The sequence below is a fragment of the Parasphaerochaeta coccoides DSM 17374 genome (assembly GCF_000208385.1).
Lineage (GTDB): Bacteria > Spirochaetota > Spirochaetia > Sphaerochaetales > Sphaerochaetaceae > Parasphaerochaeta > Parasphaerochaeta coccoides.
On sequence record NC_015436.1, the window covers coordinates 262,480 to 287,221 of the forward strand.

Sequence of the window (24,742 nt, forward strand, 5' to 3'; positions counted from 1 at the left end):
CACCATGAGTGATTGAAAATCCTTATGAATTTCAAGATAAAAGATGAGAGGAATACTGAAGAATGAATAGTGAAAAAATGACCGTCAAATTACGCGAGGCTCTGCAAGCCGCGGATTCCCTTGCCTATGAGAACGGCAACCCTGAGATTGATACAACGCACCTCATGCTTGCCTTGGCACGCCAGCAGGAAGGCTTGACGCGTCCCTTGTTTGACAGGATGGGATACGGGGGTTCCCGTTTAGAGGCCGATTTGACCCAGATGCTTTCACGTATGCCAAAATCCTACGGAGGATCGATGCAGCGGGGACTGTCCGGGAGGCTGACCAACCAGCTTTATGCTGCTGAAAAGATAGCAAAGGAGTTCAAGGACGACTACACCAGTGCCGAACACTTCATCATGGCAGCGGTGGATGATTCGGGCCCGGTGGCTGATTTGTTGAAGAAAAACGGCATCACCCGTGATGTCGTGATGAAGGCGCTTCAAAGCATCCGCGGTACACAACGTGTCACCGACGAAGATCCGGAGAGTCGCTATCAGTCCCTGGACAAGTACACGAAGGATATGACCACTCTTGCCCGTCAGGGGAAGATTGACCCCGTCATCGGGCGTGACGAGGAAATCCGCCGCGTCATGCAGGTTCTCAGCCGCAGAACCAAAAACAACCCTGTACTCATTGGTGAGCCGGGTGTCGGAAAGACAGCAATTGTCGAAGGACTTGCCCAGCGGATAGTGAACGGTGATGTCCCGGAATCACTCAAGGATAAACGTCTGCTGTCCTTGGATGTCGGCGCACTTGTGGCGGGAGCCAAGTTCCGCGGGGAATTTGAGGAAAGACTCAAGGCGGTCGTAGCCGAAGTCACTGCCTCCATAGGTAAAATCATCCTGTTCATCGATGAACTGCATACCATTGTAGGGGCGGGAGCCGCCGAAGGTTCAACTGACGCTTCCAACTTAATCAAACCAGCCTTGGCGCGTGGGGAACTTCATGCTATCGGAGCTACCACGCTGGACGAGTACCGCAAGTACATCGAGACGGACAAAGCCTTGGAAAGACGTTTTCAGCCGGTATACACCAAGGAACCGAGCGTTGAGGACACCATTGCCATTCTACGCGGTTTAAAGGAACGCTATGAAGTTCATCATGGCGTGAGGATTAAGGACGAGGCGCTTGTCGCTGCGGCCACACTGAGCAACCGATACATCACCAACAGGTTCCTGCCTGACAAGGCGATTGACCTTGTGGACGAGGCGGCCAGCCAGCTCAAGATGGAGATAGAGAGCCAGCCTGTGGAGCTGGATCAGATTGAGCGCAGGATACTCCAGTTGAACATTGAGCAACAGGCGTTGAATCGTGAAAACGACCATACGTCTGTCAAGCGGATGGAGAAAATTAAGGAAGAACTCAGTGAGCTACAGGGAAAGCGGAATGTCATGCATGCCCAGTGGACCAATGAGCGGGATGCCATAGGTACGATTCGCGCCAAGAAAGAAGAACTTGAAAACCTCCGCATTGAAGAACATCGTGCCGAGAGGAACGGCAATCTTTCACGTGCGGCGGAACTTCGGCATGGCCTGATACCCGCGCTGCAAGCGGAAATCGGGAAGCTGAACAAAACTCTTGAGTCCCATCAGGAATCAGGGCGCCTGCTCCGTGAGGAAGTGTCGGAGGATGACATCGCCCGCATCGTGAGCAACTGGACAGGTGTACCCGTCGCCAAGATGATGGGCAGCGAGATGGATAAATACCGGAATCTTGAAAAGATTTTGTCTGAGAAGGTCATTGGGCAAGATGCCGCCATCAGTGCCGTGGCACATGCCATCCGGCGCAACAAGGCTGGCATAGGGGACGAACACAGACCCTTGGGAACTTTTCTCTTTGCCGGTCCGACCGGAGTGGGAAAAACGGAATTGGCAAAAGTGCTTGCCAGTTTCCTTTTCGATGACGAAAAGGCGTTGACCCGCATTGATATGAGCGAGTACATGGAGAAATACTCTGTCAGTCGTCTTATCGGAGCTCCTCCCGGATATGTGGGATACGACCAAGGCGGACAGCTTACGGAAATAGTGCGCAGGCGTCCGTATTCGGTCATCCTGTTCGATGAGGTTGAGAAAGCTCATCCGGATGTATTCAACGTACTTCTGCAAGTCTTTGATGACGGCAGGCTGACTGACGGACAGGGAAGGGTGGTTGACTTTACCAACACAATCATCATCATGACGAGCAACCTGGGAAGCCAGCAGATATTGGAGGCCAGGAGCGCCGAGGAGTCCCGTATCGCCGTGGAACAGGTGATTTATGCTTCGTTCAAACCTGAGTTCATCAACCGCATTGATGAAATCATCGTATTCAACCGATTGGGACGCGAGCAGATACACCGGATTATCGGTCTGCAACTTGAGCTGCTTTCATGGCGGCTTGCCCGGCGTGGGTTCATCTTGAAGTGGGATGACAGCGTGACGGACTACATAGCTTCTATCGGGTATGATGAAAATTTTGGTGCGCGTCCGGTCAAAAGAGCTATCCAAAATGCCATTGAAAACCCGTTGGCGGTCAGGCTTCTGGGCGGGGATGTTGCCGAAGGTTCCGTCATTGCGCTTTCCGTAAAGGATGGGGATGTGACAATCAGCATCACTGATGCGCCTGGCGGAACGTCTGTGGAAGGTTAAGAAAGTTTAAGAGACGGAAGCGCAAGGGGAATCTTGAGCAGAAATCCAACTTGACGATATACTGATTTTACATGTCCGGGGGATGTCGCAATAGATTTTGCGGCATCCTCCTTCCATAGTCAGCCTATGTACCGTACCGGGAGGAAGGAGCATGGTCGCCGTCTTCATCAACAGCATTGCTGTCATCGTGGGTTCCTGCATAGGACTTCTTGTCAAGAAAAGAATCTCCGGACATTTTCGTTCCGTGGTGTTTTCCGCTTCCGGCCTTGTCACCTTGATAATCGGAATATCGATGGCGTTGGGAACTCAGAGCTATCTCATCATGATATTTTCCGTCGCCTTGGGAGGCATGTGCGGGTATGCTCTGCGTATTGAGGATCACATCCTGTCTCTCGGCGACAAGTTCCAGAAACATCCGGTTGAAAGCGTCTCCACGGAAGAAGAAGGCAAGCAGGGCTTTGGATTCGGTTTTCTTACGGCCTCGGTTCTTTTCTGCTCTGGAGCCATGGCAGTCGTCGGGTCAATCGACGTCGGGGTGCGGGGAGATTATTCACTGATTATGCTGAAATCGGTGATGGACGGTGCCATGGCCATCATCTTGGCCGCAGCCTACGGGTCAGGGGTCATGGCATCGGCCATTTCTATCTTCGTCTATCAAGGCTTCTTTACCGTGGCAGGTTCATGGCTGGAGCCTCTCATGGGAGAGAAGGGCATAGCCGAACTGGCGGCCGTGGGAGGCGTCCTGCTGTTGATGATTGGGTTCAATCTGTTGGAAATAAAGAAATTCAAGACAGGAAATTTTCTGCCTGCTCTGATTCTTGCTCCCATATTTACCGCCGTATCGCCATGGTTGAGCGGACTTTTCGGCCTTTCCTGATTCTGTTTTTCTATTTTCAGGTCACCATCTCTGTATCAGATCCAGGAAGAAACAGACGGCTTTTTCCATGTTCTCCACGCTGAGCCTCTCGTCATAGTTGTGCATGCGCGATACTTCCGATGTATCCAGTTGTACCGGTGTAAAGCGGTAGATTGCGTCGCTGACTACTTGATAATACCGTGCATCGGCGGCTCCTTGCGCCAGGTACGGGGTGATGGCGGCATCTGGGAAGACGCGGCTGATTGCATCCTGGAGCGTGCGGAAGGCGTCTCCGTCCACAGGCGAGATTGTCGTCGGGGGTGAATAGTTGTCCGTATCCAGGATTATGGAATCATCCGCGATTCTCCTACGTATGCGTTCCAGTATTTTTCCTTTGGTATCTCCCGGAAGCAGGCGGTAGTTGATGACTGCTGACGTGGACGGAGGAATCACGTTGGCTGCCTGGCTGCCAGTGAACATTGTGGCGGCATGGGTGGTACGTATCAAGGCATCCGTACCGGGAGAGTGTGAGAATACATAGGTGAGCAGCGGGCGGAAGATTCGATTGTTGATGAACAGAAAAGAATAGGGGAAACTGCTCTGGAGGCCGAGTATCCGCAGCATGGAGACTACGGGATTGGTCCAATGGTGATGGTCTTTGTGGAAGTCAAGACGTTCGACCGCACGGGCAATGACTCCGACGGCCGATGGATTGCGTGGGGTGGATGAGTGTCCGCCATCACGTTGCGTGGACAGCGTCACGTTGAGGAAACCTTTTTCAGCAATGCCCACGGCTGCCACCGGACGGGAAAGTCCGGGCATGTAGTTTTCCACCACGGCTCCGCCTTCGTCCAGAACCAAGGAAAATCTTAGTTTTTTTTCAGCGAACATCTGTGAGATACGTTGTGCGCCATGATGACCTGATATTTCTTCATCACAGCCAAAGGCGATATACCATGACCGCGCGGGAACAAAGCCACCTTCAAGAAGGATTTCCCATGCCTCCATGATGGCCGTTACCTGTTCCTTGATGTCGAAACTTCCTCTGCCCCAGACATAACCATCGGCGATTTCTCCAGCGAACGGTGGATGTATCCAGAGCTTTTCATTCCCTGCCGGGACAACGTCCAGATGGGAGAGAAGAAGGGCAGGCAGGATGGAGGGATCTGTTCCCTTCATATGAAAAATAAGGGAACCATCCATTTTGGTCACGGTCATTTTTGCATGGACATGAGGGTAATCACGACTCAGAGCCTCATGGATGGCTTCAAAAGCGTCCCAAGGCATTTTGTCGGGGTCAGGGGAGCTGACCGAGGGAATGCACAGGATATGGCGTAGCTTTTCCACGGCTCTGTCGCGATTCACGGGTGGCAGGACGGGAGTTTTCTGGTCAGAACGGGCGTTCTTTTCTTTTTTCCACGCCCGCAGGGAAAAGAATGAGTGAAGTACGGTGACGGCGGAAATCGCTGACACGATGAGAATGATAGACAATCCTATGAAGGAGCTGAACATATGTGCCTCCGCACGGCAGTTGGTTTTTTTCGTACCCCATGGTATAGTGTTGGACACGTGATGTCCAGCGACTGGATGGAGGCATGGGGTCGGCCATGGATTCGTCCCATTGCTGCCGTGATGATTATAGTAAAAAGTAGCGAAAGGATGACGGAGAGCCATGCCAAAGAAAATTGACCATGAGGAAAGAAAGAAAAAGATATTGCAGACTGCCCTCAAGGTCTTTGCCCGTGAAGGCTACAAGGATTCCAACCTTTCCTTGATAGCCGAAGAAAGCGGTATCTCCCGTCCCACCCTCTACCAGTATTTCAAGGACAAGGAACAGATATACTACTATGCGGTCAAGCTGGTCACCAGCCATATGTTCGCCAAGTACGCTGATTATGCGTGGAGCAACTCCCAACGGGACACCATATCCAAGATTGTCGCCATCTGTGATGATATCATCGATGTAGCATCACACAGTGTCGAAGCTCTGACGAACTTAGTGGATGTCATGCTTCAGATAAAGAAAGAGGGGAGGGATTTTTCCTCCATCATCATGCGGCGAACCGCCAAGCTCAACATCCTTTTCAAAAGATTATTGCGACGCGGCATCCATGATGCCCATGATGTCATTCCTTGTGACATAGACAAGCTGACATCCCATCTCATCACGCTGCTCCAGGCTTTCTGTTTCCAGCTTGCGTTTCTTGAGACGGCGGACACCGAAGAATTCAGGGAACTGGTCGCCAACTATCTGGAGTTCTTCAAAACTCACCCGTTATCGACCAGCGTCGTTCCCCGCTCCTGATATGCACAATGAAGCAATCTGCTAATCGCTTGGTGTACGCACTTCTCCCCATGTTTTCTACTCAAAGGATGACTTGTTCGGGCACTCTTTTACTGTGTTCGGAGCCGCTGACACCCAGACCCAGTTGACCAAATACGTTGTGTCCAGTCCCCCAGAGCGTGCCGTCATTCTTCAGAATCATCGTGTGCCTCTCTCTGGCGGAGACAGCCACGACATCAGAACCCATGGACGAAACCGGCACGGGCGTGTTTCTGTTGCTATTATCACCGACCCCCAGTTGACCATACACGTTGTTTCCAGTCGCCCAGAGCGTGCCGTTCTTCTTTACAATCATCGTATGATACTTTCCGGCGGAGACAGCCGCGACATCAGAACCCATGGACGAAACCTGAACGGGCGTGTTTCTGTCGTTATAATCACCGACACCCAGTTTACCATCTATGCTGGATCCAGTCGCCCAGAGCGTGCCGTCCTTCTTCAGGATCATCGTGTGAGTGCCTCCGGCGGAGACAGCCGCGACATCAGTCATGAACCCGCTACCATCAGTAGTATCCTTGACCCGCACGGGCGTGTTTTTGTTGTTCACTGTACCCGTAGTGCCGTCACCCAGTTGACCAAAATCGTTCCGTCCTGTTGCCCAGAGCGTGCCGTTATTCTTCAGGATCATTGTGTGATTGGTTCCGGCGTAGACAGCCGCGACATCAGTCATGAACCCGCTACCATCACTAGTATCCTTGACCCGCACGGGCGTGCTTTTGTTGTTCACTGCACCCGAAGTGCCGTCACCCAGTTGACCATACTGGTTGTCTCCAGTCGCCCAGAGCGTGCCGTCCTTCTTCAGGATCATCGTGTGATAATCTCCGGCGGAGACAGCCGCGACATCAGTCATGAAGTCGTTATCAGCGGTACTAGCCTTGACCTGCACGGGAGTAGTTCTGGTGATTATAGTGCCATCACCCAGTTGACCATACTGGTTGTCTCCAGTCGCCCAGAGCGTCCCGTCTTTCTTCAGGATCATCGTGTGAGAGCCTCCGGCGGAGACTTCCTTGACACCAGTCATTTTCACGGAACCATCGGTGGAATCCCAGACCGGCACGGGCGTGCTTCTGTCATCCGTAGTGCCGTCACCCAGTTGACCAACATTGTTCCATCCAGTCGCCCAAAGCGTGTCGTCCGTCTTCAGGATCATCGTGTGATAATCTCCGACGGAGACGGCTCGGTATGGTTTGAACGTAGCAGCCGCGTTCACCCCGCTTCCGGTGTTCCAGTCCACTATCCCTATGAGAATCTCCGCGACGGCGACTTTATCCGCCGCCGTATTGAGCGTCATGTTGTAGACATGCGTCTTGCCGCTTTCCAAGACAATCCTGTACTCATCGGAGGACGCTACGCTGGAAGCAGCCCATTCATATGTCTCGCCACCCAAGGTGAAACGCAGACCAAGGGAGGACAGGGCGGTAGTGTTGTCCGTCGGTATCAACACGGCCTCATACCGCCGCTTGCCCGCAGTCCTCTCCGCTTCTGTGAGCGTGCCGGAGATGTCCTTCATGACGACATCAATGTCGCTGGGAACGACAGGAGCCACATCTCCGCTGTCCAGGTCGATTGTTGCCTGCGTGTTCATGCCCGTGACAGTGGCGACAAGCGTACCGCCCGTGATGGCATCCTTATCAACGGTGGTACTCGGAGAGATGTTGACAACAAGGCGGGAGAGGGCATGACTGAGCGTCAGGCTGACCGTAGAGGTGTTGTTCTGGACACCAGCCTTCTTCCCCCACAGGAAGTCAGCTTTTCCGGTATCCTGTTCCCCGGAACCCGGATAGACATGTATGGGTAGAGCCGTGGTATCAGCGATGGATGATACATAGGGATAGTAGGCGATGAAGTCAAAGTGTGTGATGGCAGGGGTGGAGATGTCATCCCACTTCAAGGGGTTGGAGGCATCTGCCGCGGAGAAGGCGGAGAAGGTGATGTCCGCCGTATCTGCCACGTACTGCACATTGTCACGGTCGGTCGTGGCGACAGTAGCCACGTCCTCACCAGCCTCCACCATGTAGATGCCGACTTCATCCCCGATACTCCAGCCGGAGTCAGCGGTGGCTTTGCGTCCTATCTCGGAGATGAAGCGTATTGTGTTGGAGCTTGAAACGTTCGGTTTGTCAGCGCATGAAACAAAGGCAACAAGTAGCATCAGAATGGTTGTAAGAACCAAAAAGACAGATCTGCTAGATTTGTTCATACGCAGGGCTCTCAGATTTTCGTCTCTCTCTCTCTCTCTCTCTCTCTCTCTCATTGTGTCTTTTCCTTTCTCCGTGAAGAAGATGACAGCATATCAGCCCAACCAATGCGGAGGTAATGATACGATAGTATAAATCCGTTGATGGGCAGTTTACTATTACCCAAAGGTATGATTTTGCATGAAATGCATATAATACTTTCGGGTTATTTGGTGATTTAAGACGTTAATATTGGTAATAAATTCGGTTTCAAACGTATAAATTGTAAGAATCCTATTTCTTTTTCTTGCCGCCTGAGGAGCGGACAGGATTGCCCGCGTCCTTCAATATGGTATCTCCTGAATCGTCCAGCTCTACCGGACAAGGTTTGGCGTTCCAGATGTCCTGAGCGTACTCCATGATAGTTCTGTCGGATGAGAACTTGCCACTTGCCGCTATGTTGAGGATGGCCTTGCGGTTCCATTCCGTGCGGTTTTCCGCATAAAGTGTCCGCACCTTGTCATGAGTCTCGACATAGGAACCCATGTCGGCGAAAAGCATGTAGCGGTCGCCTTCTTCAAACAGGCTGCGGCGTAAGGGCGCGAAAATTGCCGGTTCGTTCACGTTGATGTAGCCGGAATCAAGTAACTCCACCACATGTCTTGTCAGCGGGTTCTTGTCTACCCATTCCCGTGGCGAATAGGTCGCTTTGAGGGAAGTGATTTCTTCTTCCGTATGGCCGAAGATGAAGATATTGTCACGTCCCGCTTCCGCGGCAATTTCGACGTTAGCACCGTCCATCGTTCCTATTGTCAATGCTCCGTTGCACATGAATTTCATGTTTCCCGTGCCGGATGCTTCCGTACCGGCCAATGATATCTGTTCCGAGATGTTTGCCGCCGGAATTATGCTCTCGGCCATGGTGACCCGGTAGTTAGGCATGAACAGGACGGAAAGCAAGGGAGACACTTGGGAATCCGACTGGATTACCGTGGCAATGTTATTGATGAACTTGATGATTAGTTTTGCGTTCACGTAACCCGGTGCCGCTTTGCCTCCAAAAAGGAAGGTGGTGGGTTGGAACGAGGCGCGGAATTGCGGGTCATCCTTCAACCTGACATAGATGGCAAGGATGTTCAACGCATTGAGAAGCTGCCTTTTGTATTCATGTATCCTCTTGATCTGGACATCAAAGAGAGTGTCTGGGTTGATGGTAGCTCCACAGTCGCTCGCAAGAAACGATGCGGCATGGATTTTGGCTTGTTTTTTGATGGCATCGAACCTGTCCCGGAAACCCGCGTCTTCGGCGAATGGCGCCAAGTCGCTGATGCGTGAGAAGTCCCGTATCCACCTGTCGCCGATTGCCGCGGTGATAAGGGATGCCAGGGCGGGATTCGCCGCCAGGAGCCAGCGGCGTTGGGTGATGCCATTGGTCTTGTTGTTGAAACGTTCAGGAAAGATGATGTTGAATTCAGGGAACATGTCACTTTTCAGCAGCTGGGAGTGAAGCTCCGCGACACCATTGGTAGAATGACTGCCGACGATTGCCAGATTGGCCATCCGCACCTGCTTGGGGTTTGATTCTTCGATGATGCTTACCTTGCCGATTAAATCGGGTCTCATGGGGAAGAAAGAGACGGCCTTCTGGAGGAAGCGGTAGTTGATTTCATAGACAATCTGCATATGGCGGGGAAGGAGTGACTGAAACATTGGCACTGTCCATTTCTCCAGTGCTTCGGGCATCAGTGTATGGTTGGTATAGCCAAGGGCTGCCTGGGTGATTTCCCATGCTGCGTCCCATTCAATGCCTTCAAGGTCAACCAGGATGCGCATGAGTTCGGCGACTGCCAAAGAGGGATGAGTGTCGTTCATCTGAATGGCTGCGAAGGACGGGAAAGTGTCCCATGATGCCCCTTGGCGTTTGAATCTGTTGATTATGTCCCGCAGGGAACACGCTACAAAGAAATATTGCTGCTTCAGGCGCAGTTCCTTGCCCAAGTACCGGGTGTCGTTGGGATAGAGGACTTGGCTGAGTGTCTCCGCTTGGATGCGTGAACGTACCGCCTCGGTGTAATCACCATCGTTAAATTCGCTGAAATTGAATTCGTTGGCGGCCTTGGCACTCCAGAGGCGCAGGGTGTTGATTGTATTGCCTCCGTAGCCGACAATGGGCATATCATAGGCCATGCCGTTGACCGTCTCTGTGCCTATCCAACGGTAGATGTCCTTGCCGGCCTCACGGATTGCCCGTACTTCTCCTCCAAACTGCACAGGATAAACAATGTCAGGACGAGGAAGTTCCCATGGATTGCCGTCCCGCAGCCAGTTATCCGGTTGCTCCACCTGCCAACCTCCCTTGATTTGCTGGCGGAAGATTCCGTAATTGTATCGTATGCCATAACCGTATGCCGGTATCTGGAGCGTGGCGAGAGAGTCCAGGAAGCAGGCAGCGAGTCGCCCCAGGCCGCCGTTGCCCAATCCTGCGTCCGGCTCTTGGTCTGCCAGTTCCTCGTAAGCGTAGCCGAGGGAGGAAAGGGCTTGGCGGGTTTCATCCTCAAGTCCCAGGTTGATGATGTTGTTGGTCATCGCCCGTCCCATGAGAAATTCCAGGGATAGGTAATAGACGCGCCTGGCATTTTGCGTGCGCTGGGTCTTCCTGCTCTTGCCCCACTGGTGGATGATTCGGTCGCGGATTGCCAGGGCGAGTGCCGTATACCGGTTCTGGTCAGTGGTATGGTACAGGTCGGCATCCTGGCTGTATTTCAAATGTTCGGCGAAATCCTGTGCTATGTCTTTTTCTGTATGTCCGTACCGTGTGTGGGTGTCTGCCATGATGAGGCTCCTTCTCATGTTGGTTTCTTGGCTGTCGTCCCTCACGGGACATGTTCACCAGTCCACTATACCGACACTTCCCAGAAAGTTCAATGAAACTGCTAAACCGGTTCACGTTGAAATTAAATTGAAATTAAATTCAGAGATGGTCATGGAGCTGATTGATTCACAGGCATGAAAGGAATCGATTCAGAATTTAGTTGGGTGAGGGGTGCGGACAAAAAGTTGGACTTTTCTATCCTCCCGTCTTTTTTCCTGTCATTTCATTTTACTGGGCGCGGTGCGCGGCTTCATCGTCCGAAGCTCTTGACGAAAATGGCAGACGCCTATATCCTGAGTTTCGCAGTTAAAAAAGCGAAAAAACATCCGTACTCATTCTAATGCAAGGGGTTACTGACAAGATGCTATAACATTCATGTGTGTGGCATCAGATCTTCTTCACTGCCGCGAAAAGTGCCCTCACATCGGCTTTCGCGTAATACTTCCGGCTCATGTCGATGTCCAGGGCTGCGCCGATGTCCTGGATGACGGGGTCGCAGTACAGGTTCATGAAGCATTGCCCTTCGATGTCGCCCAGCAGGGCCTGGCGCAGAGAATCCACCATCCGGCCCACGGCCATGGTTCCCCCCGTCCTCTTCTCCAGAAGCCGCAGGAGCAGCAGGGAGACGAAACAGGTGAGGAAATGAGCCTCGATGCTGTCGCGGGTACGCACATAGACCGGACGGGCCTCCAGGTGCGTCTTGGTGATGCGGAAGCATTCCTCGATGCGCCACAGGCCCCGGTACATGTCGATGATGTCCACGTCGTCCACTGGTCGGTTCAGCTCGAAGAGGTTGTCCCTGCGGAAACGGGCCCGCCCAGCGAAGGGGGGCTCCCCCTCCTCGGTGCCTACCACGTTGGTGCAGATAAGGTAATAGCCGTCCAGCGCCTCCTCCCGCTGTAGCAGCTCCGTATCCAGGGAGACAGAGAACTCAGGAGCTTCCACGCGCTCTCCGGAGGCCCCGTCGAAGATGCTCTTCTTCAGGAACCGTCTCCCCGCATGGTTGTTCAGTACGGTGTTCTGCCCCCCGCCCGCCGCCTGCTGGGCTTTCTCGATGCTCTTCATCCTCTCGTGGCGTGCCTTCTGCTGGTAGGCGCGGCTGAAGAACACCACCTGCCTCTCGTTGACCGTCACTTTCCTCTTTCCGCCCGTCGCGGAATCGGTCACCCAACGCTCGACCGGAGTCAGGCGGCTCTTGTACCTGAAATCTCCATCGGCGGCACCATGGACGTAGCCCTCCTGCTTCAGGATGAAGGCCTGCAGCTCCGCGGTGCAGGTGCGCACCGACGAGCTGATGACGTACCCGCTGTGCCGCAGCAGGATGGAGGCCACGTTCATCCCGCTCATCATGCCCCTGTCCGCCACGTAGATGGTCCGGCCCGTCTGCTGCAGGGGGCGGAAGGTGGCCACGTCGGTGGTGTTGCCCGGGAACAGGCCGTAGGAGAGGGGGATGCCGTCGGCGTCCATGAACAGACCCATCTGCACGATGGGATCGGGCCGGTGTTCCTTGCTCACCCCCCGCCGTCTCAGCTCGTCCTCGGCGTCCACCTCCCAGTAATAGTTGGTCACGTCGTAGTACAGCAGGCCCGTGTCCCGCCCGTACTGCCGCTCCACCATCCGCCCCAGATGGTCTATGAGGGCGTCCTTGTGCCGGGAGAAGAACGCGAGGGAGCGGTACACGTCGTCGGCGCTGAAGGCCACGTCCCCGGCAAGCCTCTGGCGCGCCTGCCAGGTACCCAGCTTGCTGTCCGGCGCCAGGATGCGCGAACACACCAGCAGCCGGAAGATGCTGTTGTGGTTGAAGAGCGCCTTGGTGTAGCGCCTCCTGTTGTTCCAGAAATAGTCGATCTCCAGCTCGTGGTAGAGCTTCAGCAGCGGCAGGACGCCGTAGCTGAGGATCCTGTCCGCCCTCACCTCCGGGTCCGTGCAGTCCGTCCCCTCTCCAGGGGCGAAGTGGAAATGCTCGGCCGTCGAGACGCTCAGGGACACCTGCCGCTCCTTCTCTTCCTGCGTCAGCCGTCTCGCCTCGGCCTTGAAATGGCTCACCGGGTCGTCGTAGAGCGCCTGGAGCTCGTCCAGATAGCCGAGCCACTGCACGAGGGAGTGCTTCACCGTGCCGTTTTTGCGATGGCCGGAGTAATAGGCCAGGCGTTTGCGTCCGCTCTTGTTTTCGGGGACTATCTTGATGAACATCGGGCACCTCTTCTGAGGAGAATCATATCATACCTCACAGTGCCACACAATGCCAAACTGATGAATGTTTTCAGGAAAGTGCAAAAAAAACTTCTTGCTACTTCCCTCACAAGAAGTTACTTCCCTCCTTCTCTGTCATCTAACTGCGAAACTATGGAAGTATTTGCTGGAGCAGATTCTTCATAACGATTATTTAGAGCGGGCAGACATTGCGGACTACGAAGATGTGCGTGTGAAGCTGCGCGACCTAATCAAATTCATCCCCGAAAGTGACCGGGCACGCTACAAAAGCATGTCAGATTAACTTGAATAACCCGAGTTGCTTGACTATATGGATGAATACAAGTTAAGGCATATAGCGTTGTTTGGATGTGCTGATTGTGATAAAATATGCTATGTAGCAAAGGGGGCATGTGCCTATGCCGAAACAAGTAAAATCTACCATAAAAGCAAAAGGTCTTGAAATATCTGTTTTGACGGCGGCGCAGTCCGATTATATCAGTATCACCGACATAGCGCGCTATAAAAGCGATGACCCGACGGCTGTTATACAAAACTGGATGCGAAATCGTGAAACGATTGAGTTTTTGGGGCTGTGGGAAGAGTTGAATAACCCAAGTTTTAAACACCTCGATTTCGAGGGGTTTAGAATAGAAGCGGGGCGCAATGCGTTTACCCTATCACCCAAAAGGTGGATAGAATCAACCAATGCGATTGGTATACAGTCGAAGTCCGGTAGGTATGGCGGCACCTTTGCGCATGTTGACATTGCAATGGAATTTGCTTCCTGGATTTCGCCGGAGTTTAAGCTTTACATCATCAAGGACTATCAACGGCTTAAAACCGATGAAGGGCACCGGTTGGCGCTGGAATGGAATGCGAAGCGCCAATTGGCGAAAGTAAATTATCGTATTCATACCGATGCAATCAAGGAGCACTTGATACCGAGCAGCCTAACTTCCAAGCAAATCAACTATACGTATGCGAACGAAGCGGATATGCTCAATGTGGCACTGTTCGGCATGACCGCCAAAGAATGGCGAGAGAAAAACCCGGAGGCTACGGGAAATATCCGGGACAGTGCAACGATTTATCAGCTGATTGTTCTTGTAAATCTTGAAAGCATGAATGCTGAGCTGATTAAGCAACAGCTTCCACAAAAGGACAGGTTACAATACCTCAACAAAATGGCGATAGAGCAAATGAAGTCTCTGGCAGACAACACGGCAGTGCAAAGGCTGAACGCAGAATTATCAGCGAACCACCTCCTGCTGCAAGGCGCAAACGAGGAAGAAAAACCGAGCGATGGCTGATACTATTTTGATACTAAAAGATTTGGAAGGCAAGAATGGCACGGCATAAATTAAACAAATAAGTTTAGTACATGCATTAAAAACGACCCAATCACAGCAAAAACAAAGTTGATTTCGCCGAGTGGGAGTAGGCAACAACATCCCGGAAACTCGCTATTCAAGCAGCTTTCCGGGATTTCTTTTTGCCTTTTTATAACAGTTTGATAACAGGAGCGTTTTGGCACTTATTCTGTGTCGCAGATGGTTTGCAGGTGTATGCTGCCTGTTGCCAATCTATCGCCACTGTTCTATCCATTGAAAACGGTCTCGCTGATTCGCTGTCAGCAAGACCGTTTTTTAGCGCAATTACATTTCGCACAGAAAAGAAAATCTAATGCAAACAAGAGATTATCTTGACGGTGTTTATTTAGTATGATCCAATATGTTGGAAGTAAAATGCTTATCTCGATGGTGGAGGAACACTATGTCGGTTAGTTATGATAAGCTATGGAAATTGCTTATAGATAAAAAGATGAACCGCACGGATTTAAAAAATGCTGCGGGTATCAGCTTTAATGTTTTAGCTAAAATGGGCAAGGGTGAGGCTGTTTCAATGGAAAGTATGTTGAAGGTCTGTAAAGCTCTTGATTGTGATATTTCTGATGTTATGGAGCTTGAAAAATGAGTCTACTTGATTTTACAATCAAAATGACAAATGAATATATCGAAAAGATGCCAAAGTCTCTGCGAAAAAAATATGGACAGTTTTTTACCAGTAAAGAAACGGCTATATTTATGGCAGAGTTATTTGACATTCCTCAAAATAAAGAAGAATTACATATACTTGATGCCGGTGCTGGAACAGGCATATTGTCTATTGCTTTAATTGATCGGCTACAAAATATGTCGTATTTTCAGAAGATACACTTAGTATGCTATGAAAATGATTCCAATGTTATTGAACTGCTGAAAGATAATTTAGACTATGTTTGTCAAAAAGCAAAGATTCAAATTACATACGAACTACATACCGAGAATTATATCATTAGTCAGATGTTGGAATACAACGAAATGCTCGGCGCTAATGCCAATCCATTGAAATACGATATGGTAATAGGAAATCCACCGTATATGAAAATTGCAAAGGATGCACCGGAAGCGACTGCAATGCCGGACGTGTGTTACGGTGCACCCAACCTGTACTTTTTATTTGCTTCAATGGGAATGTTTAACCTTGCTCCAAGCGGGGAAATGGTGTATATCATTCCTCGTTCTTGGACATCGGGAACTTATTTCAAGAAATTTCGTCAGAAGTTTTTAAGCGAAGGTGCATTAGAGCATATTCATTTATTTGTTAGCCGAGATAAGGTTTTTGAAAAAGAAAACGTTTTGCAAGAAACGATTATTATTAAAGTGCGCAAAACAAATCACGTTCCTCAAAAAGTAATGATTACAACAACCCAAAGCAACTGTGATTTTTCAGATAGAACAACTCTTGAAGTTCCATATCACACTGTTGTCTCAGGCAAAGATAGCTATGTGTATTTGGTGACAAATGAACAAGAAATCGAGATACTTGAGCAACTTAATAGTTTGGAGAATACTTTACCGAGCATCGGTTTAAAAATGAAAACCGGACTAACGGTTGACTTTAGAAACAAAGACCTCTTGCGGGATACCAAAGAGCCAAGAACTGTTCCTTTATTTTACTCACAGCACATTCAAGATGGCAGAGTTTCTTTTCCAATTGAGAAAGAGCATGAATATATTCTCGCTGAGCAGACGGGCCTTTTACAGAAGAATGTAAATTATCTATTTATAAAACGGTTTACATCCAAAGAAGAACATAGGAGATTACAGTGCGGTGTTTATTTGGCAAAACATTACTCCGAATATACAGAAATCAGCACACAGAATAAAATCAATTTTATTGATGGATTATCTAACCTGTCAGAATGTATCGTCTATGGTTTATATGTGTTATTTAACTCAACTCTTTACGATTGCTATTACAGGATTCTAAATGGGTCAACGCAGGTTAATTCTACAGAAATAAATTCGATGCCTGTACCTTCTGTAGACACTATTGAAGCGATGGGGCAGGTGTTAATACAGGCGCGAGACATGTCAGAAACAATCTGCGACCGAATTTTAAGGAGCTTTATTGATGAGCAAAATGACAGATACCAAGATGATATTGAAAGAATTGGGAATGCCACCAAAACAGCAAGCTGACTTGTGTTGTTTTGTGCTTTTAGCAATGTCAAATGTCAAGGAAACGGATTTATGGTCGACAGCGACAAATCAATGGATTCGCATTCATGATATTATTGCGTACACAAAAGAAAATTACGGCATTGCTTATGCTGAAAATAGCCGAGAGACATTTCGCAAGCAAGCAATACATCACTTTAGAAATGCTGCATTTATTGAAGATAACGGGAAGGCAACGAATAGCCCGAATTATCGTTACCGCTTAACCGATGAAATGCTGTCATTGATACATAGTTTTGGCGCAGAAAATTGGGATAAGACAAAAACAGACTTTCTTTCAGCACATGAAACGCTTATTGACCTATACGCATCCAAACGTGATATGCGGAAAATGCCTGTTAGGATAAATGGAGAAGATTTTACGTTTTCACCGGGAAAGCATAATCAGCTTCAAAAGGCAATTATCGAAGAATTTGCCCCTCGGTTTGCTCCACACTCAGAATGTTTGTATGTGGGAGATACCATCGAAAAAGACTTAGTGAAGAATGTTGATAAATTGAAAGAATTGGGGTTCGCAATCACGCTTCATGACAAGATGCCGGATGTTGTTCTTTATTCAGAAGAAAAGAATTGGCTGTACTTTATCGAATCGGTTACATCGGTTGGCCCTATGGATCCGAAGCGTATAAGAGAAATTGAAGAGATTACCGAGAGCGTAATAGCGGGAAAAATATATGTCACCGCATTTCTTGATTTTAAGACTTTTAAGAAATTTTCAGAAACACTCGCGTGGGAGACAGAGGTTTGGATTGCCGATATGCCCAATCACATGATTCATTTGAATGGAGATAAGTTTTTGGGGCCAAGGTCATAAATTAAGATTATTTTTTGGTAAAAGAACTAACATATGTAATTATTACAATTCGCCGAGAAAACAAATCTGACTACTTGCACAGAAGGGTACCGAAGCGTTCAAGGACGCGAGGGACGCACCCATACGCAGATACGACATTGCCTTGTAGATGGGAAAAGCGAGGGTAAGTGTCTATGCCTTATCGCCGCTCATCTTTTGTCTGAACACAATAACCGCAAGCGTGTAAATCACAAGCGTATAGATAAGCACAATCGCCAAATGCGGTAAAATGCTTGCGTAGTCGCCTTGTATTGCCGCTCTTGCTGACTCTGCGGCATGATAAAACGGTAAAACATCAGCCGTGGCTTTGAACACGCCGCCAATCATATCAAGCGGAATCCATACACCGGACAACCAGCCCGCGACATTCGTAAGCAACGCGCCGCATAGGCCGCCTACGGCTTTATCATTCATCAAGCTGCCGCACAAAAGCCCTATCCCGACAAACATCAGCGTTATCGGCATGAGGACGAGTATCACAAGCAAAAGGTTGAGACTCAAAGGTAGTCCGACGAAAGAAGCCGCGACAAACGTGATAACCACCTGTACCGCCGCGAAAACCAACATGGGCAAGGTATAACCTATAATAAACTCCGATGAGCGCATGGGCGATGTGAACAGGCGCATTAAAAACGACGATGTTCTGTCTTTTGCCAAGAGCATACCCGAAAACAACGCCATGAATATCGTGCCAAACATGGCGACGCCAGGGGTTATCTGTTCCGGCGCGTACATTAGGTTATTCGCCTCCGGCGGCATTGCGTCATTGATGATTGCAAACAAAAACAACAGCACCAACGGAAAACCAAGTCCGAAAAACAGATTTATTGGGTCGCGTAAAAGTTCCTTTGTTATGCGTTTCGCAAATACCAACGCTCTCATACCGCACCCCCCGCGAGGGCGACAAACGCGTCTTCCAATTTGTTTGTGCTTGTCTGCGCCAGCAAGTCCGCGACGGTTCCCACGGAAAGCAGTTTGCCGCCGCTCATAACGCCGATACGATCTGAAAGAGCCTCGACTTCCTCCATATAATGCGTGGTTAATATAATCGTCACCTTGCCTTTGAGCGCCTTGATGGACGCCCATAAGTCACGCCGCGCAAGCACGTCAAGACCGAGGGTCGGCTCGTCTAAAAACAGGATTTTAGGTTCGGATATAAGCGCCATTGCAATACTGAGCCGCCGTTGCATACCACCGGACAGTTTTTTCGACCGCTTTCCGAAAACACCTTCAAGCCCGAAACGCTTCGATAGTTCCTCCGCGCTCCGCTTGGAGGTCTTTCCGTCCTGCCCGTAAACTCCCGCGATAAGCTCCAAGTTTTCACGGACGGACAGATTCGGCGCAATAGCCGTTTCTTGTGGCGATATGTTGATGTTTCGCTTAATAGCTTGCGGATTTCTATTTATACTCTCGCCAAGCAAAGCCGCGTCGCCGCTTGTCGGCTTAATAAGACACGACAGCATTTTTATTGTAGTCGTTTTTCCCGCGCCGTTGACACCGAGCAATGAGAACAATTCGCCCTGCTCAACAGACAAGTTCAATTTATCCACGGCAGTCAATTCGCCATACTTTTTTGTTAAGTCGGTAATCGTGATAGCGTTCATACTTCATCCTCTTCCTGTGGTATAGTACCCTCAAAAATCATTGCTATAAGCTGTGAAAAGGTATTTTTAGGCGGTATAGCTATACCTTGCTTTTCATCGCCCAATACAATCAACGTGTCGCCGGGTTTTATTTCAAAAATATCACGAGCTTCTTTCGGAATAACGATTTGCCCTTTTTCACCTACTTTGACTGTCCACGCGTATTTACCTTTTGGATTGTCCATATTTGCACCTCAAAAAAGTATGAAAAGTATGATATATGTCATTAGTATACTCATTCTGATTTGTGTTGCCAATCGTATGGATGTAACTTTTTGTGAAAAGCGTCAATAAAACAAAAATTACAGTTGATAAAACGCTTCATGGGGTACGGCGACAGACATCCATCCCTACATCGACCCGGTGTTTGACAACAACGTCCTGCTCACCCAGATTGAGCGGCTGATGATGTCAAACCGCCCGAAAAACCCGGTACTTGCCCGCAACAAGAACGTCATGGTCGTCGTCGGCTCCAGCTCCAGTATCTCGGCGGATATGTTAACGGCGAATGTGCCGCAGTTACGGGCTTTTTGCGTACATAATGGCCGCTACCATAAGGATAACACTTGTGGAAATTCTCCTCATAAGACAAACTGGTGGAATGGAAGGATTGACTATGAGCAAGAAACTCCGCAAAACGTACGGCAAAGCCGACGCGCCTTCGACAGTTGCGCTTATGAGGCTCATCGAGACGCAGAGCAAAATAACTGTTGCGAACTGGACGCTTAATTACGCCGAGCAGAAGCTTCTCCCTCTGTTCTTGAAGCGCTGTCCTAACGACGAGCGTCCCGCTCATGCGATAGCCGCCGCTCGTGAATGGCTCGATGGCAAGGTAAAGCTGCCGTATGTCAAGAATATCATTCTGAACGAATGTCACGCCGCCGCCCGCGAGTTAGACGACAACCCTGTGGCTCAAGCCGCCGCAAGGGCAATCGGGCAGTCGGCGGGAAGCATTCACGCCGCTCCGCACTCGCTGGGACTGTACTTCTATGCCGCCGCTGCTGTCGGCTACGACCGCTTGGGGCTTGACGCAGACGAAGCAGAGTACGAGGTTATAGCGGAGGAAGTCTGCGCCGACTATACAGCCGCATTGAGGGTGGTTGCGGTCGAAAACGAACCGAACCCGGCAGTTTGCAAATGGAACTGTTGAGGGCGAAGCAATGAGTGAATATTCACCTGACGAATTGAGAGAAGCCTACCGCGCCTTGCTGTCGTTACGCAATAAGAATGACAAGGCATCGAGCAAGCTAAAAGAAGGCTCTTGGCAGAGCAAACTGACAACGGGCATCGTGAAAGCAGCAGACACAGCCATTTGGCTGATTAACGGAGCGGACGGTAAGCCGATAGACAAAGATTTGCTTGATGAATCACGCATTGTGCTGGCTGATGCGCTCCGCCGATCAGAGGATGTCATCGGTAAGTTCGCTGTTGGAACTTCGCAGCACACGCTTCAGGAGCGCCGTATCGCCGCATTGAAGATTGCGCTCTCGCTGATTGAAAGGGAGCAAAGCCTGTGACAAAAAAGGAATTGAAGCAGCTCGAAGCGGCTGCCGATATCCGAACAGAGCTGGGCAAAACTCAGGATACAACGGCAGCAATCTGCCTTGAATGCGGCGCGGTCAATGATATGCTGACCTGTGAGGAAACGCTTAACGCGATTCTCGCCATGGAATCCGAATGCCCAAAATTACAAGCGGAACATTTCAAAACTGTAGCGTGTTATATTGTTCAACACCCTGCCGCCTATTTTGAGAAAGCGGCGGAGGGCTTACTTAGTGCTTTGGAAGGCAATCTGGACGGAAAACTGAGTGTAGACGAAATTCGCAAGCACCATGCGGAGATGTACGATGGCAATAAGCGTGTCAAGAAAAAAACTGAAGACGTGCGGTTGGTTCAAAAACATTGGCGGATGACTATTATGGACTGCCACGTTCCTGATGAATGCGAAACAACGGCAAAGAATATCGTTAAGTGGGCACGGAGCATTGTTACTGTCGCTAAGTGCCGTAACGTCTATGAGTTTGAAGCGGTCATTCAAAAGGTTGACGGCATTGACGGGGCGTTCGTAGCGTTCCCGCATGACCTCCGCGCTGAGTTCGGCAAGGGACGCGTCAAGGTTCACGCAACGTTTGACGGGGTGGGTTATGACGGCAGCATCGTCAATATGGGCGTTAAGAACGCTGATGGTTCTGTCTGCTACATCATCGGGCTTCGCAAGGATATCCGCGCCAAGATAGGCAAACAAGCGGGCGATACCGTCTGCGTAACAATAACTGAAAGACAAGAATAACAAGGAGAGCAACCACAATGATAGAACCGTACATCATGTTCAACGGGCGAGCTTCGGAAGCTATCGATTTTTACGAGAAGGTATTCCACGGCACAAACAAGCGTATCATGCGTTGGGGGGATGCTCCCGGAAATGCGGGCGACTACCCTGTGGATGCCATGAAAAAGGACTGGGTGCTTCACGGCGAAATCGAACTGTGCGGCACGAACTTCTCCATCTCCGACTGCGACCAAGTATTCCAGACCACGCACTTTATGTCGTTGATGGCAAGGCTCGACACTCCGGAGGAAGTCCGGCGCGTTTATGACGAGCTGTGTGTGGACGGCGGTCAGGTGATGATGGAAATCGAGCCGACGTTCTACGCCAAGATGTATGCATGGGTGCAGGACAAATTCGGCGTAAGCTGGCAGTTGATTTGTGATTGATTTTGAACCTTATAACTTTGCCTTTGAAGCGACCAGAAGGGAGTGCAAAAACCTTGACAACTAACACAGCGGCGGCAACGGCAATGCCGCCGACAACAAAATACAGGCAAGCAAAAAGGTTCTCCCGTTCACATCGTGAACGCAGAAAGCCCTTCTATCAAGCGGTTTTCGCCCCTGTGCTGACTTCGCGGAGGGCTGAAACCGCCTACGCCGGTTGTATCAAAGACGGCGTTTTTATAGACCCGGCTTGCGGTTCCGGTTCATTGTTGATAAATATTGGGCGTTCGGCTGCAAAACACATCGATAATGAGAACAACATCAAGTATTTTACGCTCAGGAGCTCAAAGAGAATACGTATAACCTCACGCGCATGAACCTGGTCATCCCTGTGCTCTGTGAGGATTGTGTATTTGGCTTTCAGCTTGGTGAAGTCATTTTTCTGACTTCCAATTCTTGCTATGTATCGATCTTGCATATTCCGTCGGGGACATTCCCTCAACCTGGCGGAACTGCTTGGAAAAATGATGGATCGATGTATATGCCAGCATATCTGCTATGGTCGATATGTTATAACATCCATCCTGGAGCAGCCGCTTGGCTTCTTTTGTTTTCAGACTGCGGAAGTAGTCCATGACGCTGCTGCCGGTTTCTTCGCGGAATAATTTTTGAAGATAAGCCGGACACATGAAAGCAATCTTGCAGACATCTGCCAAAGTGATGCGGCTACTGACATGCTCCTCCAAGTAATTCAGAACCGTCGCTATCCTCAGATGAGTGGTCTTTTCCTTGATAGTAGATAACTGACGAACAGGAGTATATGGCGTCTGACGGTAAAGCCTGAGCAGAAGCAGCTCCAATGAATGCTTGAGTATCTGCTCGCACCCTGTCCGGCTGACCGGCCGTTTGTGCATCCCTTTGAGATACGGATCTTCGAGAAGGGAGTCAAACGCTTCCTCGGCCTCCTGGACGATTGTCGAGAGCAACTCTCTTTCTATGCCCTGGACATTGAGCGTCTTGCGCCTGAAAAACTTCATCAAAGGCGAGTCGCAGACAAAGGATACTACGACAAGGTTGGGAGCCGTGTGGTTGTTACATGAAACAGTATGAAATTCATTGGGCTCGTGAAAAATGATTTGGCCTTGACGCAATTGGTGGAAAACGCCTCCGGCGACCAACTCGACTTCACCTTTGTCAACATACAGGAACTCCCAGAAATCATGGGACTCTCCAGGAAAATGGAAGTTTGATGGATAGATGAAATAGTGTACGGTTACGATATGACTCACCGTAATCTCTGTGACGCATTCGGTGAGAAAAAAACCATCAATGGTTCTGGCGCTCGTTCCTTTCATGGATGTATGATATACGAGAGTGTTGGAAAAGGCAAATATAGAATATTTTTAGATAAATACGGCACGAAAAAGCTGCCGCATAATAAAGACATCAAGCTGAAAATGCATGACCCCGTGTTTTTCACCCAAGCAGCTTGCAAGGAGGTTTTCATGAGGAGAATAAGGTTCATCACATGTGCGGTCATTCTGATTGTGTGCATGGTCTCCGTGTTTGCCGGAGGAAGCAAAGAGTCTGTTGCATCAGGACCAAAACTAGTCTATTGGAGCATGTGGAATGAGGCAGAGCCCCAGGGTCGCGTAATTGGAGAAGCTATCGAGGCTTTTACAGCCGAAACCGGTATTGCTGTCGAAGTTGTCTTCAATGGGCGTGAAATCCGAAAGACATTGCAACCTGCGCTTGAAGCAGGAGAGGTCATTGATATCTTTGACGAGGATATTGAACGCGTACTCAATGTATGGGGGAAATATCTGTTGCCGTTGGATGAATTTGCATCCAAGACATATCCGACGACCGGTGGCAAGCCCTATCGTGATGTCATCAGCAAGACGCTCGTTGACCTGACCACCAATCTGGCGGGCGGTACGCTGAAAAATATCCCTTATCAGCCCTTCATCTTCGTTACCATGTATAACAAGGATCTTTTTGAGAAAGCGGGAATCTCCAAAGTACCGCAGACATGGAATGAATTCCTGACGGCCTGTGAGAAACTTGTTGCCATCGGAGTGACGCCTCTTACCGTGGATGATGCTTACATGGCGGCGTTCTTCGGCTATAATATGGTTAGGCTGGTGGGTATTGAAGAGACTGCGCGGATGGCCAAGGAAAATGATTTTTCAGGGCCGCAAGTGCTTGAATTTGGCAAGATATGGGAAGAAATGGCAAGAAAAGGCTACATGAGCAAGAAAGCCGCTTCAAACATATATCCTGCCGGACAGGTCGAAGAAATTGCTCAGGGAAAGGTAGCGATGTACTTGAACGGTACGTGGCTTCCCAATGAAATCAAAGGCAACGCTCCGAACATGAGATGGGGAGCCTTCTCCTGGCCGACCATTTCTCCGAACGGAGACGGCGCCGAGGCAAATAACTTTGGCGGTCAGAGCTTCGCCATAAACAAGAATACCAAATATCCCGCCGAAGCGTTCCAGCTTATCGTCTGGCTGACTACGGGAAAATGGGACACGGAACTTGCCGCAGAAAGCCTTGGAGTACCCATGGGTACGGAATCCCAGTGGCCTCTGGAGTTGGCGGAAGCAAAGAAAGCATTGGACAATACGACCAAGCGCATGGCATGGGCCGGAAACATGGAAGACAATCCTGACATCAACGCGAAGATCAAGGAAAACTTTGCAAAGTTGATTACTGGTTCCATCAATGCGGAAGGATTTGCAGCGGGAATGCGGAAATAATACCAACGCATGACTGTTCCCAGCCTCCGTGCGGAGGTTGGGAACTTATGGTATCATGGTATCATCTTTCTCTTGGTATGGGGGAGAGACAAGTC

At 49.9% G+C, this 24,742-nt stretch carries 20 protein-coding genes; 12 read left to right on the forward strand and 8 right to left on the reverse strand.

All coding sequences use genetic code 11. The features are described from left to right. Positions 1-62: 62 nt before the first annotated feature. Together clpB and SPICO_RS01170 are read left to right on the forward strand one after the other, a co-directional pair. A complete protein-coding gene (gene clpB / locus SPICO_RS01165; protein ID WP_013738864.1) occupies positions 63-2,669 on the forward strand; it encodes an ATP-dependent chaperone ClpB in 2,607 nt (868 codons plus the stop codon). Between the two features lie 151 nt (positions 2,670-2,820). Then, complete coding sequence (locus SPICO_RS01170) at positions 2,821-3,546, forward strand: DUF554 domain-containing protein (RefSeq protein WP_013738865.1); 726 nt, start codon at positions 2,821-2,823, stop codon at positions 3,544-3,546. 21 nt (positions 3,547-3,567) lie between these two features. Here SPICO_RS01170 and SPICO_RS01175 read toward each other — a convergent pair whose 3' ends face one another. Beyond that, positions 3,568-5,037, reverse strand: a complete 1,470-nt coding sequence (locus tag SPICO_RS01175) for a M20/M25/M40 family metallo-hydrolase (protein ID WP_013738866.1) — start codon at positions 5,035-5,037, stop codon at positions 3,568-3,570. Positions 5,038-5,197: 160 nt separating this feature from the next. On the opposite strand from SPICO_RS01175, the gene SPICO_RS01180 reads away from it, so the two are divergent. Further along, positions 5,198-5,830 carry a TetR/AcrR family transcriptional regulator gene (locus SPICO_RS01180; RefSeq protein ID WP_013738868.1) on the forward strand — a complete coding sequence of 211 codons (633 nt, stop codon included), beginning with the start codon at positions 5,198-5,200 and terminating at the stop codon, positions 5,828-5,830. A 61-nt stretch (positions 5,831-5,891) separates the two neighbouring features. On the opposite strand, the gene SPICO_RS09630 is transcribed toward SPICO_RS01180, so the two are convergent. The 3 genes from SPICO_RS09630 to SPICO_RS01200 form a co-directional block, all read right to left on the reverse strand. Continuing rightward, positions 5,892-8,123, reverse strand: coding sequence for an RCC1 domain-containing protein (locus SPICO_RS09630; RefSeq protein ID WP_013738869.1), 2,232 nt, complete (start codon positions 8,121-8,123; stop codon positions 5,892-5,894). A gap of 217 nt (positions 8,124-8,340) precedes the next feature. Further along, complete coding sequence (locus tag SPICO_RS01190) at positions 8,341-10,878, reverse strand: glycogen/starch/alpha-glucan phosphorylase (RefSeq protein WP_013738870.1); 2,538 nt, start codon at positions 10,876-10,878, stop codon at positions 8,341-8,343. A gap of 427 nt (positions 10,879-11,305) precedes the next feature. Next, the gene (locus tag SPICO_RS01200; protein WP_013738873.1) at positions 11,306-13,111 is read right to left on the reverse strand and encodes an IS1634 family transposase; all 1,806 of its coding nucleotides are present in this window, start codon (positions 13,109-13,111) and stop codon (positions 11,306-11,308) included. A gap of 419 nt (positions 13,112-13,530) precedes the next feature. Here SPICO_RS01200 and SPICO_RS01210 point away from each other — a divergent pair, with 419 nt between their 5' ends. From SPICO_RS01210 to SPICO_RS01225, 4 genes are all read left to right on the forward strand, one after another. Continuing rightward, the gene (locus SPICO_RS01210) at positions 13,531-14,424 is read left to right on the forward strand and encodes a KilA-N domain-containing protein (protein ID WP_013738874.1); all 894 of its coding nucleotides are present in this window, start codon (positions 13,531-13,533) and stop codon (positions 14,422-14,424) included. Between the two features lie 463 nt (positions 14,425-14,887). Beyond that, positions 14,888-15,088, forward strand: coding sequence for a helix-turn-helix domain-containing protein (locus SPICO_RS01215; protein WP_013738875.1), 201 nt, complete (start codon positions 14,888-14,890; stop codon positions 15,086-15,088). Next, positions 15,085-16,638 carry an Eco57I restriction-modification methylase domain-containing protein gene (locus tag SPICO_RS01220; RefSeq protein ID WP_013738876.1) on the forward strand — a complete coding sequence of 518 codons (1,554 nt, stop codon included), beginning with the start codon at positions 15,085-15,087 and terminating at the stop codon, positions 16,636-16,638. The genes SPICO_RS01215 and SPICO_RS01220 overlap by 4 nt, the downstream gene beginning before the upstream one ends. Continuing rightward, positions 16,571-17,491: a BsuBI/PstI family type II restriction endonuclease gene (locus tag SPICO_RS01225; RefSeq protein ID WP_041394949.1), complete on the forward strand. Its 921-nt coding sequence runs from the start codon at positions 16,571-16,573 to the stop codon at positions 17,489-17,491. Before SPICO_RS01220 ends, SPICO_RS01225 begins: the two co-directional genes overlap by 68 nt. A gap of 171 nt (positions 17,492-17,662) precedes the next feature. On the opposite strand, the gene SPICO_RS01230 is transcribed toward SPICO_RS01225, so the two are convergent. From SPICO_RS01230 to SPICO_RS01240, 3 genes are read right to left on the reverse strand one after another with little or no spacing between them, the layout of a single operon-like run. Continuing rightward, positions 17,663-18,412, reverse strand: coding sequence for an ABC transporter permease (locus SPICO_RS01230; protein ID WP_013738878.1), 750 nt, complete (start codon positions 18,410-18,412; stop codon positions 17,663-17,665). Next, entirely contained in the window at positions 18,409-19,134 is a 726-nt protein-coding gene (locus SPICO_RS01235) for an ABC transporter ATP-binding protein (RefSeq protein ID WP_013738879.1), read from the reverse strand. The genes SPICO_RS01230 and SPICO_RS01235 overlap by 4 nt, the downstream gene beginning before the upstream one ends. Further along, a complete protein-coding gene (locus SPICO_RS01240; protein WP_013738880.1) occupies positions 19,131-19,358 on the reverse strand; it encodes an AbrB/MazE/SpoVT family DNA-binding domain-containing protein in 228 nt (75 codons plus the stop codon). The genes SPICO_RS01235 and SPICO_RS01240 overlap by 4 nt, the downstream gene beginning before the upstream one ends. A gap of 491 nt (positions 19,359-19,849) precedes the next feature. Between SPICO_RS01240 and SPICO_RS01245 the strand changes: the two genes are divergently transcribed. From SPICO_RS01245 to SPICO_RS01260, 4 genes are read left to right on the forward strand one after another with little or no spacing between them, the layout of a single operon-like run. Next, on the forward strand, positions 19,850-20,323 hold the full coding sequence (locus SPICO_RS01245) for a putative immunity protein (protein WP_367576181.1): 474 nt from the start codon (positions 19,850-19,852) through the stop codon (positions 20,321-20,323). Between the two features lie 10 nt (positions 20,324-20,333). Continuing rightward, the gene (locus tag SPICO_RS01250) at positions 20,334-20,690 is read left to right on the forward strand and encodes a hypothetical protein (protein WP_013738882.1); all 357 of its coding nucleotides are present in this window, start codon (positions 20,334-20,336) and stop codon (positions 20,688-20,690) included. Next, entirely contained in the window at positions 20,687-21,463 is a 777-nt protein-coding gene (locus tag SPICO_RS10460; protein WP_013738883.1) for a DUF5946 family protein, read from the forward strand. Before SPICO_RS01250 ends, SPICO_RS10460 begins: the two co-directional genes overlap by 4 nt. 17 nt (positions 21,464-21,480) lie before the next feature. Then, positions 21,481-21,888 carry a VOC family protein gene (locus tag SPICO_RS01260; RefSeq protein WP_013738884.1) on the forward strand — a complete coding sequence of 136 codons (408 nt, stop codon included), beginning with the start codon at positions 21,481-21,483 and terminating at the stop codon, positions 21,886-21,888. 431 nt (positions 21,889-22,319) lie between these two features. On the opposite strand, the gene SPICO_RS01265 is transcribed toward SPICO_RS01260, so the two are convergent. After that, positions 22,320-23,240 carry a helix-turn-helix domain-containing protein gene (locus SPICO_RS01265; protein WP_013738885.1) on the reverse strand — a complete coding sequence of 307 codons (921 nt, stop codon included), beginning with the start codon at positions 23,238-23,240 and terminating at the stop codon, positions 22,320-22,322. A 150-nt stretch (positions 23,241-23,390) separates the two neighbouring features. Between SPICO_RS01265 and SPICO_RS01270 the strand changes: the two genes are divergently transcribed. Next, complete coding sequence (locus SPICO_RS01270) at positions 23,391-24,647, forward strand: ABC transporter substrate-binding protein (protein WP_013738886.1); 1,257 nt, start codon at positions 23,391-23,393, stop codon at positions 24,645-24,647. The last annotated feature ends 95 nt before the right edge of the window (positions 24,648-24,742 follow it).